General features: G+C 74.7%; 13 protein-coding genes. 11 read left to right on the top strand and 2 right to left on the bottom strand.

What is annotated here, in order from left to right; translation table 11 throughout:
• Positions 1–12 precede the first annotated feature (12 nt).
• A complete protein-coding gene (locus SM418_RS32980) occupies positions 13–954 on the bottom strand; it encodes an NAD-dependent epimerase/dehydratase family protein (protein ID WP_371945417.1) in 942 nt (313 codons plus the stop codon).
• A gap of 226 nt (positions 955–1,180) precedes the next feature.
• Here SM418_RS32980 and SM418_RS32975 point away from each other — a divergent pair, with 226 nt between their 5' ends.
• The 11 genes from SM418_RS32975 to SM418_RS32925 all read left to right on the top strand — a co-directional run bounded on the left by SM418_RS32975 (position 1,181) and on the right by SM418_RS32925 (position 11,766).
• Positions 1,181–1,873, top strand: coding sequence for a TetR/AcrR family transcriptional regulator (locus tag SM418_RS32975; protein WP_371945418.1), 693 nt, complete (start codon positions 1,181–1,183; stop codon positions 1,871–1,873).
• Positions 1,874–2,100: 227 nt separating this feature from the next.
• On the top strand, positions 2,101–2,958 hold the full coding sequence (locus SM418_RS32970) for a hypothetical protein (protein ID WP_371945419.1): 858 nt from the start codon (positions 2,101–2,103) through the stop codon (positions 2,956–2,958).
• A gap of 2 nt (positions 2,959–2,960) precedes the next feature.
• A complete protein-coding gene (locus SM418_RS32965) occupies positions 2,961–3,845 on the top strand; it encodes a hypothetical protein (protein WP_371945420.1) in 885 nt (294 codons plus the stop codon).
• Positions 3,846–5,147 (top strand): TadA family conjugal transfer-associated ATPase, encoded by a 1,302-nt coding sequence (locus SM418_RS32960; RefSeq protein WP_371945421.1) that lies wholly within the window; start codon positions 3,846–3,848, stop codon positions 5,145–5,147.
• Positions 5,147–6,124: a type II secretion system F family protein gene (locus tag SM418_RS32955; protein ID WP_371945445.1), complete on the top strand. Its 978-nt coding sequence runs from the start codon at positions 5,147–5,149 to the stop codon at positions 6,122–6,124. The genes SM418_RS32960 and SM418_RS32955 overlap by 1 nt, the downstream gene beginning before the upstream one ends.
• Positions 6,121–7,038 carry a type II secretion system F family protein gene (locus tag SM418_RS32950; RefSeq protein ID WP_371945422.1) on the top strand — a complete coding sequence of 306 codons (918 nt, stop codon included), beginning with the start codon at positions 6,121–6,123 and terminating at the stop codon, positions 7,036–7,038. Before SM418_RS32955 ends, SM418_RS32950 begins: the two co-directional genes overlap by 4 nt.
• A gap of 37 nt (positions 7,039–7,075) precedes the next feature.
• A complete protein-coding gene (locus SM418_RS32945) occupies positions 7,076–7,297 on the top strand; it encodes a Flp family type IVb pilin (protein ID WP_371945423.1) in 222 nt (73 codons plus the stop codon).
• 6 nt (positions 7,298–7,303) lie between these two features.
• A complete protein-coding gene (locus tag SM418_RS32940) occupies positions 7,304–7,741 on the top strand; it encodes a TadE/TadG family type IV pilus assembly protein (protein ID WP_371945424.1) in 438 nt (145 codons plus the stop codon).
• Complete coding sequence (locus SM418_RS32935; RefSeq protein WP_371945425.1) at positions 7,738–8,199, top strand: TadE family protein; 462 nt, start codon at positions 7,738–7,740, stop codon at positions 8,197–8,199. The genes SM418_RS32940 and SM418_RS32935 overlap by 4 nt, the downstream gene beginning before the upstream one ends.
• Positions 8,196–8,621 (top strand): TadE/TadG family type IV pilus assembly protein, encoded by a 426-nt coding sequence (locus SM418_RS32930; protein ID WP_371945426.1) that lies wholly within the window; start codon positions 8,196–8,198, stop codon positions 8,619–8,621. The genes SM418_RS32935 and SM418_RS32930 overlap by 4 nt, the downstream gene beginning before the upstream one ends.
• A 58-nt stretch (positions 8,622–8,679) precedes the next feature.
• Positions 8,680–11,766, top strand: coding sequence for a BTAD domain-containing putative transcriptional regulator (locus tag SM418_RS32925; protein ID WP_371945427.1), 3,087 nt, complete (start codon positions 8,680–8,682; stop codon positions 11,764–11,766).
• On the opposite strand, the gene SM418_RS32920 is transcribed toward SM418_RS32925, so the two are convergent.
• Complete coding sequence (locus tag SM418_RS32920; RefSeq protein WP_371945428.1) at positions 11,763–12,947, bottom strand: YncE family protein; 1,185 nt, start codon at positions 12,945–12,947, stop codon at positions 11,763–11,765. The genes SM418_RS32925 and SM418_RS32920 overlap by 4 nt on opposite strands.
• Between the last annotated feature and the right edge of the window lie 43 nt (positions 12,948–12,990).

Below are 12,990 nucleotides of genomic sequence, written 5' to 3'. Positions count from 1 at the left end.
ATCGGAGTCAGCTTAATTACCGATCCCCGCCGGATTCCGGTAGGCGGCGATGATCGTTTCGAGAGCGTCGTCCAGCGGCGTCGGAGCCATCGCGAACGTCGTCTGGAACGCGGTGGAGTCCAGGACGTACGGCCTGTCGAACTGGTAGCGGGTCTCCCGCAACTCCTTGAGCATCGGCGAGAAGAGCCCCAGCGCGTTGAACGCGGCCCGCGGCACCTCGTAGACGCGTGGCTTCGGCGCGCCGGCGATCGCGCACAGCCGCTCGGCGACGTCCAGCGTGGACACCGCCGGCCCCGTCGGGACGTGCCAGGGCCGTCCCCACGCCCGCTCGTCCGTGCCGGCGATGGCGAGGGCCTCGGCGACGTCCGGCAGGTACGTCCAGGCGTGCGGGACGGACGGGTCGCTGAAGTAGGGCACCCGCCTGCCCGCGAGCAGAGGCTTCACGAACCGCGTCTCGCCGATGTACGCCTGGTCGGTGCTGCGCGGCCCGTAGTAGTCGGACGCCCGCAGCTCGGTGGTGCGGATGCGTCCCGCCTCGTGCGCCGCCAGCGCGTCCTCCCACATCTTCGCCCGCACCCGCCCCTTGGTGCCGGTCGCGGCGAGCGGCTGGTCCTCGGTCATCGGCCCGTCCACCGGGCCGTACCCGTAAAGGCAGCCCAGTGTCACCAGGACGGCGCCGGTGTCCTCGGCGGCCCCGAGGAAGGACGACGCCATCGGCGGCCAGTCCCGCACCCACCGGTGGTACTGCGGGTTGACGCAGTTGTAGAGCGTGTCGGCGCCCTTGGCGATCTCCGTCAGCCGGGCCTGGTCGGCGACGTCCGCGGCGACCCGCTCGACCCCCTCGGGCCCTGACCCGGATCGCGTCACGACGACGACGTCATGCCCGCGCCCGGCAAGCCGTTCGGCCAGATGCACTCCGACCTGCCCGGCCCCAACGATCACGTGCTTTCCCATGGTCCGTCTCCTTCTCGCCCGTTGTCAGGCGCGCGCTTCGATGCCGTCTTGTGGGCGGCCATCCGGACCACCTTGACCAGTGCTCCGTTATGAGAGCAATGCTCTCTCCAGAGAGCGGCGATTGTCAAGAGCGGTGCTCTCGGTTCGGTGCGTCGCTCTGCTAGCCTCGGGCCATGAGCGAAGCGAACCGGGGCCTGCGGGGGGTCGCCCTCCCGAGGAGGCCCGCATGAGCGCGGGGCGGACGGCGCGGGAACGGGTCCGGGCGGAGCTGATCCGGGAGATCACCGAGATCGCGAGACGGCAGCTGGCCACCGAGGGCGCGGCGGGGCTCTCGCTGCGCGCGGTCGCCCGCGAGATGGGCATGGTGTCGTCGGCGATCTACCGGTACTTCCCGAGTCGCGACGACCTGCTGACCGCGCTGATCATCGACGGCTACAACGCCGTCGGGGAGGCCGTCGAGCGGGCCGACGCGAAGGCCGGGGCCGGCGACTTCGCCGGACGGTGGCTCGCCGTGTGCAGGGCGGTCCGGGAGTGGGCGCTGGAGCATCCGCACGAGTACGCCCTGCTGTACGGGTCGCCCGTCCCCGGCTACAAGGCGCCGGACGACACCGTCCCCGCCGCCATGCGCGACACCGTCGTCCTCGCGCGGATCATCACCGGGGCGCACGCCGCCGGCGCGCTGGAGCCGGCCGGGCCGTGCCCGCCCGCGCTCGCCGGGGACGCGGCCAGGGTGCGCGCCGCCGTGTTCATGGACGTCCCGGACGAGGTGATCGTCCGTGCTCTCACCGCATGGGCCGGTTTGTATGGAACGGTCAGTTTCGAATTGTTCGGGCAATTCAACAACGTGATCGAGGAGCGGGCCGCCTATTTCGACCACGCGATGACCCTGCTCGGCCGCCTCGTCGGCCTGACGCCGTGACGCCGCGGGGCCTCCGGAGGTGTCCAGCATGTGGTCAGTGACGGGTGTGACTGGTGGTAAGTAGCCAAGTGATCCACGAATTCGCAGGTCATCACGGTACGCACGGATACGGAAGCGCTTCACATCACCGAATCCATTGACGGGACCTTGCCGCCCCCGCAAGCATGGATCGCTCGGTATGCGCGGACCTCGCAGGACGAGGTCCGCGGTCGGGCGGGAAGGAGCGCGTGGGCAGCGCGATGAAGGCCAACCAGTCGACCATCTCCGGTGGTGGTGCGGGCTCGTCCGGCGGGGCGGCGGGGCTCGGCCGGTCGGGGCTCGGCACCTCCGGGGGGCAGCGGCTTCCCACGTCCCCGCGCGAGCGCAAGCCCGCGCTCGCGGCGCTCGCGGTGCTGCTGATCCTGGGCGGCGCCCTCGCCAGCGCCTACCTCGTGATGGCGAGCGGCGAGCGGGTGTCGGCGATCCGCGTCGCGCAGCCGGTCGCGGCCGGGCAGCGGATCCCGGCGAGCGCCCTCGAAGAGGTCCAGATCGGCGACACCGGCATCCAGTACCTCGCCTGGACGGAGCGGGCGAAGGTGACCCGGCACATCGCGGCCGTCCCGCTGGTGAAGGGCGCGCTGCTGACCAACTCCATGATCAGCTCGCAGACCGCCGCGGAGAACGGGCGCGTCATCGTCGGGCTCGCGCTCAAGCCCGGCCAGATGCCCTCCGGCGACGTCGTCCAGGGCAGCCGCGTCACCCTGTACGCGGTCGGCGGCGGGCAGAACGGCGGCCCGCGCGCCGGGACCGTCCTCGCCCAGGACGCCGTCGTCATCGGGATCGGCGGCGGGAACGACGGCGGCGGCCCGACCCGGCTGCGCTCCGACCAGACCAGCGTGGACGTCGCCGTCCTCCCGGCGGACGCGGCGCAGGTGACGCAGGCGGCCTCCGCCGGGGCGGTCGCGATCGCGCTGATACCGCCCGGCACGAAGGTGGCCGCGCAGCCCAGGCAGCAGAACCCCGGCGGCGAGGTGGAGCCCGTCCCGGGCGGCGGCACACCGACGCCGGGCGGGCCGCAGGGCACGCAGGGCACGGGCGGTAACTGACGGTGGCACTCATCGCGCTCGCGGCCGACAAGGGGGCGCCGGGCGTCACGACTGCGGCGGTCGCGCTCGGCGCCGTGTGGCCCCGTCCCGTGCTGGTCGCCGAGTGCGACCAGGCGGGCGGCGACCTCGTGTACCGGCTGCCCGCGGCCCCGGCCGGCGGCAGCGGCGGGAGCGGCGGGGACGGCGACGGCGGCATGCTCAACCCGTCCCGCGGCCTGCTCAGCCTCGCCGCGACGGCCCGCCGCGGCCTGCGCCCCGACCAGATCGCCGAGCACTGCCAGCGGCTCGTCGGCGGGCTCGACGTGCTCGTCGGGATCACCAACGCCGAGCAGGCGCAGGCGATGACGTGGCTGTGGGGGCCGCTCGGCCGCGCGTTCGCCGGCCTCGCCCCGGTCGACGTGCTCGCCGACTGCGGACGGCTCGGCGCCGGCACCCCGCTGACCGAGCTGATGCGGGAGGCCGACATGGTCGTCCTGCTCACCCGCGCCACCCTCGAACAGGTCGCCCACCTGCGCGAACGCGTCAGCGCGCTGACCGAGGAGCTGCGCGGCGGCCCGCCGATCGGGGTCCTCGTGCTCGCCGACCCGCGCGACTTCCGGGGCTCGGTCGCCGAGGTCGACCGGATCATCGCGCGGGGCCGCGGGCAGGCCCCCGACCCGGCGCAGGGCCCGCCGCCGCCCGGCGTGAGCGTCCTCGGCGGCCTGGCGCTCGACCCGAAGGGCGCCGACCTGCTGTCCGGGCAGTGGGGCGGGCGGCTGGACCGGTCCCTGCTCATCCGGTCGGCGCGCGAGGTCGCCGCCGACCTCACCGCACGGCTCGCGTCGATGCCGCCGGGCGACGCGCCCGCGCAGGTCCCGGTCGGCGTGCGGCCCGAGGGGAGGCGCTAGATGGACCACGGGCTCGTCAAACGCCTCCGCCAGGAGGTCGGCGACCGGCTGGCGCAGCAGCGCCGGATGGACGCCGCGGCCGGCCTGCCGTCGATGTCCGGGGAGGACGAGCGGCAGTTCGCCCGCGCGCTCATCGGCCAGGTGCTGGAGGAGTTCGCGCGCGGCGAGATCACCTCCGGGCGGCGCCCGCCGAACGCCGAGGAGGAGGAGGCGCTCGCCGCCGGCGTGCACGCGGCGCTGTTCGGCGTCGGCCGGCTCCAGCCGCTGCTCGAAGACCCCGAGATCGAGAACATCGACATCAACGGCTGCGACCGCGTGTTCATCGGCTACGCCGACGGGCGCGAGGTGATGGGCGAGCCGGTCGCCGAGAGCGACGAGGAACTCGTCGAGCTGATCCAGATCCTCGCCGCCTACAGCGGCCTGTCGTCGCGGCCGTTCGACACCGCGAACCCGCAGCTCGACCTGCGCCTCCCGGACGGCTCGCGGCTGTCGGCCGTGATGGACGTGACCGTCCGTCCCTCGCTGTCGATCCGGCGTGCCCGCCTCGGCAAGGTGTTCCTCGCCGACCTGGTCGGCAACGGCACGTTCACGCAGGAGATCGGGCAGTTCCTCCGCGCCGCCGTGCTCGCCCGCAAGAACATCATGATCGCGGGCGCGACGAACGCGGGGAAGACCACGCTGCTGCGCGCGGTGGCCAACGAGATCCCGCCGCACGAGCGGCTCATCACGGTCGAGCGGGCCCTCGAACTCGGCCTGGACGCCTTCCCCGAACTGCACCCGAACTGCGTCGCGTTCGAGCAGCGCCTCCCGAACTCCGAGGGGCAGGGCGCGATCTCGATGGCGGAGCTGGTCCGCCGGTCGCTGCGCATGAACCCGTCCCGCGTGATCGTCGGCGAGGTGCTCGGCGACGAGATCGTCACGATGCTGAACGCGATGACGCAGGGCAACGACGGGTCGCTGTCGACGATCCACGCGAACTCGTCGGTCGAGGTCTTCAACCGCGTCGCGACGTACGCGATCCAGTCGCAGGAGCGGCTGCCGGTCGAGGCGACGCACATGCTGATCGCGGGCGCGATCGACTTCGTCGTGTTCATCGAGAAGCGCAACGACTACGCCTCCGGCGGGCGGCTGCGCCGCTACGTGGCGAGCGTCCGGGAGGTCACCGGCGTGGACGGGCGGGTCCTGTCCTCGGAGGTGTTCGCGCTCGGGACCGGCGGGTTCGCCGTCCCGTCCGCGCCGATCGCGTGCGCCGCCGAGCTGGCCGAGTACGGCTACGACCCGTCGGCGGGAGGCGCCTGGTGATGTACACGCCGGACGTCCTCCTCTCCATCGTCGCGGGAGCCGTGATCGGCGGCGGGCTCCTGCTGCTGGTCGTCGCGCTGCGCGGGCTGCCGGCCGGCGCCAGGCCCGCGCGCGGGCGCAGCCGCGAGGACCTGGTCCGCACCCTCACGACCCGCACCGCCGTGGCCGTCATCGCCGGCTTCGTCGTCCTGGTCGTGACGCGGTGGCCGATCGCCGCCGCCGGGACGGGCGCGCTCGTCCTCGCCTGGAACGGGCTCGCGGGCGGCGCCGCCGAGGAACGCAAGGGCATGGCGCGCCTGGAGGGCCTCGCCGGCTGGACGGAGTCGCTGCGCGACACGATCGCCGGCGCCGTCGGCCTCGAACAGGCCATCCCCGCCTCGCAGCGCGCCGCCGCGCCCGCCCTGCAGCAGCCGCTGCGGGGCCTCGTCGACCGGCTGCACACCCGTGTCCCGATGCCGGAGGCGCTGCGCCGGTTCGCCGACGACCTGGACGACCCGTCCGCCGACCTGGTGATCGCCGCGCTGATCCTGAACGCCAAGCTGCGCGGCCCCGGCCTGCGCGACATGCTGAGCGCGCTCGCGACCTCCGCCCGCGCCGAGCTGGACATGCGGCGCCGCGTCGAGGCCGACCGCCGCGCGACCCGGCGCAGCGTCCGCATCGTCGTCGCCGTCTCCGTCGGGACGGCCCTCGCCCTCGCCGTGTTCAACCACTCCTACGTCGAGCCGTACGACGACTTCCTCGGGCAGCTCGTCCTGTGCATCGTCGTCGCCCTGTACGGGGCCGCGTTCCTGTGGCTGCGCCGGCTGTCGCGGTACGAGCTGCCGGGACGGTTCCTCAGCGAGCCGCGCCGGACGGCCGAGCCGGGCGTGCCCGGCGAGGTGCCGAGCACGGTCGCCGGGTGGCAGGGCGGCCAGGCGCAGGAGCCGCCGCTGCGCGGACGCCACACCATGGACGCCGGAGGAGGCGGCGCGTCGTGAACGCAGCGATGATCGCGGGCGCCGTTGTCGGCCTCGGCCTGTACGCGCTCGTCCGGGCGCTGTTCCCGGCCCGCCCCGGCCTCGCCGCCCGGATGGCCGCGCTCGACGCCGCCCGCCGCCGCGACCTGGAGGAGCAGCAGCTCGGCCGGATGTCCCCGACCCTCGAACGGGTCGGCGGCATGCGCGCGCGGGTCGGCCGCGAGCTGGCCCGGTTCTGCGAGTCGCGCGGCTGGCGGCTGCGGTCGGTCCGCGCCGACCTCGCGATCACCGAGCGGTCGCTGGAGGCGTTCCTCGCCTCGAAGTTCCTGCTGCCCGCCGCGGCGCTGCTGTTCATCCCGCTGATCGTCGGCTACTTCACGCTGCTCGGGCTCGGCTCGTCCGTCGCCGTCCCCGCGTGGATCTGCGTGCTGTTCGCCGTGCTGTTCTTCTTCTTCCCCGACATGCAGCTGCGCCAGGAGGCGCAGGCCCGCCGGCAGGACTTCCGGCACGTCGTCGGCGCGTTCCTCGACCTCGTCTCGATGAACCTCGCGGGCGGGCGCGGCGTCCCCGAGGCGCTGATGACCGCGTCGAAGGTCGGCGAGGGCTGGGCCATGCACCGCATCCGGGACGCGCTGTCCAACGCCCGCATCACCGGGCAGACGCCCTGGCAGTCGCTCGGACGGCTCGGCGAGGAGCTCGACATCGCCGAGCTGCGCGACCTCGCCGGGGCGCTCGCGCTCGTGTCGGACGACGGCGCGCAGGTCCGCAAGTCGCTCGCCGCCCGCGCCGCGTCCATGCGCAGCCGGGAGCTGTCGGAGCTGGAGGGAAAGGCCGGCGAGCGCTCCCAGTCGATGCTCGTCGCGCAGCTGTTCCTCTGCGCCGGATTCCTGATCTTCCTCGCCTATCCGGCCCTGATGCGGGTGCTCGCGTCATGACTTCAGGGCTCGCCCCCGACCCCGTGGAGGTGTCCGAATGAATCCGCTCAACCCGTTCGACCATCCGTCCGTCCTCTACTGGCGCGCCATGCTCGGCGCCCGGATGGCGCGGCTGCGCGCGGAGGAGGAGCGTAGCCGCGGCGCGTCCGCGATCGAGTGGGCGATCATCACCGCGATCCTCGCGCTGATCGCGATCACGATCGGCGCGGTGATCCAGAAGAAGATCCAGGACAAGGCCAACAGCATCAACACGGGCTGACCCCCGATGCGGTTCCGGGAACGCGTCCGGTCCGACGCGGGCGCCTCGTCGATGGAGTGGGCGCTGCTCACCCCGATCCTCATCCTGGTGATGCTCGTCGTCGTGCAGTTCGCCATGGTCTTCCACGCCCGGCACGTCGCGCTCGCCGCGGCGCAGTCGGGCGCCCGCGTCGCGCGGACGTCGCCGGTCGGCGGCGGCTGGGAGGGCGCCGCGACCGCGAAGGCGGCCGGGTCCGTCCGGGAGATCGGCCCGGACCTGCTGAGCGGCCTCCAGGTGCGAGCGGGTGAGGAGAACGACGAACGGTGGGTGGAGGTCAGCGGCGAGGCCGTCCAGGTCGTCCCGTTCATGACGTTCCGCGTGTCGCAGCGTTCCCAGGGGCCGATCGAGTGCTTCCGCCCGGACGTCGGCGCGGGCACCGCCTGCCAGCAGGGGGCGGGGCCGTGAAAGACCGTGGCGCCCCGCGCGAGCGGGGCTCGATGTCGCTGGAGATGGTGCTGGTCACGCCCATCTTCATCGCGTTCCTGCTCTTCCTCGCGGGCGCCGGCCGCATGGTGGACGCCAAGAGCCAGATCGACGGCGCCGCGCGCGACGCCGCCCGCGCCGCGTCCATCGCCCGGAGCGCCGGGTCCGCGCAGAACCTCGCCGCCGACACCGCCGCCGCCGGGATGCGCGGCACCGAGTGGTGCTCGGGCGGCCCCAGCGTCCAGACCGACACGTCCGCGTGGGGGCCGGGCGGGAGCGTCGGCGTGACGGTCACCTGCGACGTCGACCTCGGTGACCTCGCGTTCATCGGGCTGCCCGGCAGCAAACGCCTCCAGGGCCACGCGATCGCGCCCGTCGACACCTTCACCAACCGGGGCACGGACCCGGGCGGCGCCGACGACCCGGGGGCCGCGCCATGACCGCCGAACGCGGTGACCGCGGCACGATCGCGATGTACACGGTGCTGTTCACGCCGATCGTCCTGCTGCTGGCCGGGCTTCTGGTGGACGGCGGTCTCGCCATCCACGCCCGGCAGCGCGCCGCCGACATGGCCGAGCAGGCGGCGCGAGCCGGCGCGAACCAGATCGACACGGCGGTCCTGCGGGAGACCGGCGAGCCCGTCCTCGACCCGGGCCGGGCCCGCGCGGCGGCGTGCGACCTGCTCGCCGCCTACCCCGACCGGGTCACCGCGTCCCAGTGCGATGCCGACGAGCAGGAGGTCGCGGTGACGGTGCGGATCAGTGTGCGGCCCCAGTTCCTCGGGATCATCCCGGGTTTCGGCGAGTTCCAGCTGACCTCCAGCGCGACCGCCCGCCCGGTCACCGGAGGAAATGGGCCGTGATCGAGCGCGAGAACAGATCTACGATGAGGGCGACCTCCGGGGAAACGGCAGGGACGCGATGGTGACGCGGCAGGGTCGGCGGACGCCCGTCCGGGTGAAGGCGCGCCGCAGCGCGGGCGACGTGCTGGCGGGGATCGGCGCGGTGGTCGCGCTGGCCGCGCTGATGGCCGGTGTCCCGTCCGCGCTGCTCATGGTGTTCGGGTCGCCGCTGCCGGACCACGTGCCGGCCGTGTCCGACCTGACGCAGAAGGTGGGGCCGGGGTCGCTGATCACGATCCTGGCGGCGCTGGTGTGGCTGGCCTGGCTGCAACTCGCGGCGTGCGTCGTCGTCGAGGTGTACGCGGGGGTGCGCGGGGTCGGCGTACCGGCGCGGGTCCCGCTCGCGGGCGGGACGCAGTCGCTCGTGCACCGGCTCGTCGTGGCCGCGCTGCTGCTGTTCACCGCCACCACCACGATCATGCCCGCGTTCTCCGGCGGCGGGCTGTCGCAGCGTCCGCCGGTGCAGGTGCAGATGGAGCCGCAGGCGGCGGGTTTCCAGCAGGTCCCGGCCGCGCCGGAGCATCCGGCCGCCGCCGAGCGGATCGCCGAGGACCTCAGCGCCAACCCCGCGCAGAAGGCCGCCACCACGAAGATCTACCGTGTGCAGCCGCCGGAGGGACGCCACCACGAGAGCCTCTGGGAGATCGCCGAGAAGTGCCTCGGCGAGGGTCGCCGCTACAAGGAGATCTACTCCCTCAACAAGAACCACATCCAGCCGGACGGGACGCGCCTGACGATCGCCAGCCTGATCCGTCCGGGCTGGATTCTGGAGATGCCGGCGGACGCCAAGGGCGCCAAGGTCATCCCCGCCAAGGACCTGCACGACTACTTCCGGTACGGGCACGCCGTCCCGGACAAGCCGGCACCGGCGCCCGACCCGAAGCCGCAGCAGCCGACCCAGCCTCCCGCCTCGCAGCCTCCCGCGTCCCAGCCCCCGGCCTCGCAGCCTCCCGCCTCGCAGCCCCCGGCGTCGCAGGCGCCGCCCGCCTCACCGGAGCCGTCCGCGCCGCAGACCCCGGCCCCCGAGCACAGCCAGCCCCCCGAGCACAGCCCCGCACCGGAACAGAGCCCCGCACCGGAACAGAGCAAGGCCCCCGAGCAGGGCGCGCCGCAGGAGGCGGAGCCCACGCACCCGCCGGCGCACGGTGACGGGCCGTCCAGCGAGATGGGCGGCGACGCCGGCAGCGGCGGCGCGCAGGTCCCCGGCAAGGGGCCCGCGCAGCACGAGGACACCGGTGCGACGTTCGACCTCGGCTGGCCGCAGGGCCTCGCCGCGGCGTCGCTGATCGCCGCCGGGCTGCTCGGCGTGCTCGGCAGGCGACGCCGCACCCAGCTGTGGAACCGCGCGTTCGGGCACATGGTCGTCCGGCCGGAGGGGGAGGCCGCCGAGGCGGAGCGGGCGCTGCGGATCGGCGCCGACGACGACGCGGCGAAACTCCTCGACCTCGGCCTGCGGCACATGTCGAAGTCCATGGCGGCGGGCGGCCGGGCCCTCCCCACCGTCTACGGCGTGCACCTCGGGCACGGCAGCCTCGACCTCTGGATCGCGCCCGCCGACCGGAACCCGCCCGCCCCCTGGCAGGCGTTCGACGACGGCCAGGTCTGGCGGCTGCGCGGCGACGCGCTGCCCATGCTGGAGGCGTCCGACCTCGGCGACGTCCTCGCCCCCTACCCGGGCCTGGTGTCGATCGGCACGAACGCCAACGGCCGCATCCTCGTCGACCTCGAGGCCGCGCACGGGCTGATCGCGCTGCGCGGCCCCGACGACGTGCGCCGCGCCGCGCTGTCCGCGGTCGCGCTGGAGCTCGCCACCAACCGCTGGTCCGACCACATGCGGATCACGCTCGTCGGTTTCGACGCGGGGCTCGGCGAGGGCCTCACCGAGATCGCCCCGGACCGGGTGCGGTCCGTCCCGACGCTCCAGGACGCGCTGCCGGAGCTGGAGGGGCGCAGCGAGGAGGTGCGGCAGGCGCTCGCCGCGTCCGGCGTCGACTCGGTGCTCACCGGACGCTGCCGCGGCGTGTTCGGCGAGGCGTGGATGCCGCACTACCTGATCATGGCGGACGCCCCGGACGAGCGGGAGGCCGACCGGCTCGTCGCGCTCGCCCGCACCGGCACCCGGATGGCCGCCGGCTACATCGTCCCCGGCGACGTGCAGGGCGCCACCTGGACGTGGGACGTCGACGCCGCCGGACGCCTCCAGGCCGGCGTGCTCGGCTTCGACGTCGACGCGCAACTCGTCCACGACGACGACTACCGGGGCGTGTTCGAGCTGTTCCGCACGGCCGGGCGGCTCGACTCCGTGGAGCTTCCCGGCCTGGACGGCGCGGAGCCGCCCGCCGCGCAGCGGGCCTCGGTCGACGTCCGGCTGCTCGGACCGATCGAGATCGAGGCGCCCGGGCCGATGGACGAGAGCCGCCGCGACCTGTGCACCGAGCTGCTGGTGTTCCTCGCCGCGCACCCGGAGGGCGTCCACCCGACGGTGCTGTCCGGCGCGATCTGGCCGCGCGGCGTCAGCGCTGGCGTCCGCGACGCGTGCGTGGCGCGCGTGTCGGACTGGCTCGGCCGGGACGCGCGGGGCCGCCCCAACCTGTACTACGACGACCGCGGCCGGATCAGGCTCGGCTCGGAGGTGCGGGTCGACATCGCCACGTTCCGCTGGATGGTGTGGCGCTCGGCGGCCGAGCCCGCGTCCGAGACCGCCTACATGGCCTACGCGCTGGACCTCGTCCGCGGCCCGCTGCTCGCCGACCGGCCCCGCGGCCGGTACGCGTGGCTGGCGAACCACGACCTGGAGTACGAGACGCCCGCGCGGATCATCGACGTCGCGCACCGGCTCGTCGTGCTGCGGCTGGACGAGGGCGACGCGCGCGGCGCGGTCGGCGCGGCCCGCGCCGGGCTGCGGCTCGCGCCGGGCGACGAGGGCCTGTGGCGCGACCTGCTCCGCGCGACCCACGCGACCGGCGACGTCGCGCAGGTGCAGGTGGTCGTGGACGAGCTGCGCGCCCGCAACGCCCGCGACCCGTTCCTCGACCGGCTCCAGCCCGAGACGGAGGCCCTGGTCGAGGAGCTGGTCCCCGACTGGCACAGCGTGGGGACGCGCTAGCGGTACAGGCCGGTGCCGCCGAGGGAGTAGCGGCCCGGCTGCGGGTGGACGCACAGCCCGGACGGACGGCCGCCGACCCAGATCCTCCGGACGACGCGTCCCGTCCGGGTGGAGACGGCGTAGACGAGCCCGGCGGGGTCGGCGAGCCACAGCGCCGTCCCGTCCGACGACACTCCGCCGGGGACGGGGGAGCCGCCGCCGGGCAGCGGCCAGCGGGACGCGACCCGCCGCGTCCGGAAGTCGACGGCGGCGACGCTGCCGCCGCCCACGACGAACAGCAGCCGCGCGTTCCGGCTGATCGCGAGACCGCGGGCGCCCGGCGCGGCCGGCACGAACCCGGGCGGGGCGGACCGCCGCGCGTCGACCAGCCACACGCCGCCCCTGGCCGCGTCCGCGACGTAGAACACGGCGCCGTCGGGCGAGAGCCGCAGATCGCCGGGCCGGGCCCCGTCCGGGAGCGGGATCGCCCGTGCGGCACGGCGGCCGGTGAGGTCGACGCGGGCCAGCGTCCCGGCGCCCGTGCACGTCGCGATCATGGACGTGCCCGCGGACGAGAAGTCGGCGTGGCCCGCCGAGCACGGCATGGGCACCGACGCCCGCAGCGCCATCGTGCGCGGGTCGCGGACGTCGACGCGCCGGTGTGCCAGGACGAGCGCGTCCCGCCCGTCCGGCGTGAAGTAGAGGCCGGTGAGACCGGCGACGCTGACCGGACGTCCGGGCTCCCCGCCGCGCGGCCTGACCGGGACGAGCAGGTCGTGCTCGCGGTCGACCGCCCAGAGCCGCCGCAGATCCCACGACGGCACGACCCGCGACGCCGCCGCCCCGGTGCTGAACCGCAGCGCGACCCGGACCGCGCCGGGGTCGACGACGTCGATGAGCCGGCCGTTCGCGACATAGATCCGCGGCGGCAGCTTGCGCGCGTGCGGTGCGATCATGCCGGGCCCGGTCCCTGCGTAGACGGGTCCGCCCGCCGGCGGCCCTGGGGCGGACGGCGGGCGCTTCGCGTCCGGCCGCGCGCGCAGGTAGGGCGCCGGCCCGCCCAGCCCCACCACCGGGTCGTCCGGGGACGGCTTCCCGGGCCGGTGGAACGGGACGGGCGATGTGCACCCGGCCAGCACGCCGGGCGCCATGGTGAGGGCCGCGGCGAACGGCAGCGCGGCGGCCCGTGGTCGTGCCCGCATCACGGCGGGCACGTTACCGAGTGGTGACGCCAGGTGTCCGGGC

The sequence above is a fragment of the Actinomadura chokoriensis genome (genome assembly GCF_041463665.1).
GTDB lineage: Bacteria > Actinomycetota > Actinomycetes > Streptosporangiales > Streptosporangiaceae > Spirillospora > Spirillospora chokoriensis_A.
The sequence above is the reverse complement of the archived record's forward strand: the minus strand, read 5'-3'. Positions and strand labels throughout refer to the sequence as shown.

Excerpts from the sequence above, each read along its gene's own strand:
- SM418_RS32980 (WP_371945417.1), bottom strand. The coding sequence starts at position 954 with ATGGGAAAGCACGTGATCGTTGGGGCCGGGCAGGTCGGAGTGCATCTG.
- SM418_RS32975 (WP_371945418.1), top strand. The coding sequence starts at position 1,181 with ATGAGCGCGGGGCGGACGGCGCGGGAACGGGTCCGGGCGGAGCTGATC.
- SM418_RS32960 (WP_371945421.1), top strand. The coding sequence starts at position 3,846 with ATGGACCACGGGCTCGTCAAACGCCTCCGCCAGGAGGTCGGCGACCGG.
- SM418_RS32955 (WP_371945445.1), top strand. The coding sequence starts at position 5,147 with ATGTACACGCCGGACGTCCTCCTCTCCATCGTCGCGGGAGCCGTGATC.
- SM418_RS32945 (WP_371945423.1), top strand. The coding sequence starts at position 7,076 with ATGAATCCGCTCAACCCGTTCGACCATCCGTCCGTCCTCTACTGGCGC.
- SM418_RS32940 (WP_371945424.1), top strand. The coding sequence starts at position 7,304 with ATGCGGTTCCGGGAACGCGTCCGGTCCGACGCGGGCGCCTCGTCGATG.
- SM418_RS32930 (WP_371945426.1), top strand. The coding sequence starts at position 8,196 with ATGACCGCCGAACGCGGTGACCGCGGCACGATCGCGATGTACACGGTG.
- SM418_RS32925 (WP_371945427.1), top strand. The coding sequence starts at position 8,680 with ATGGTGACGCGGCAGGGTCGGCGGACGCCCGTCCGGGTGAAGGCGCGC.
- SM418_RS32920 (WP_371945428.1), bottom strand. The coding sequence starts at position 12,947 with ATGCGGGCACGACCACGGGCCGCCGCGCTGCCGTTCGCCGCGGCCCTC.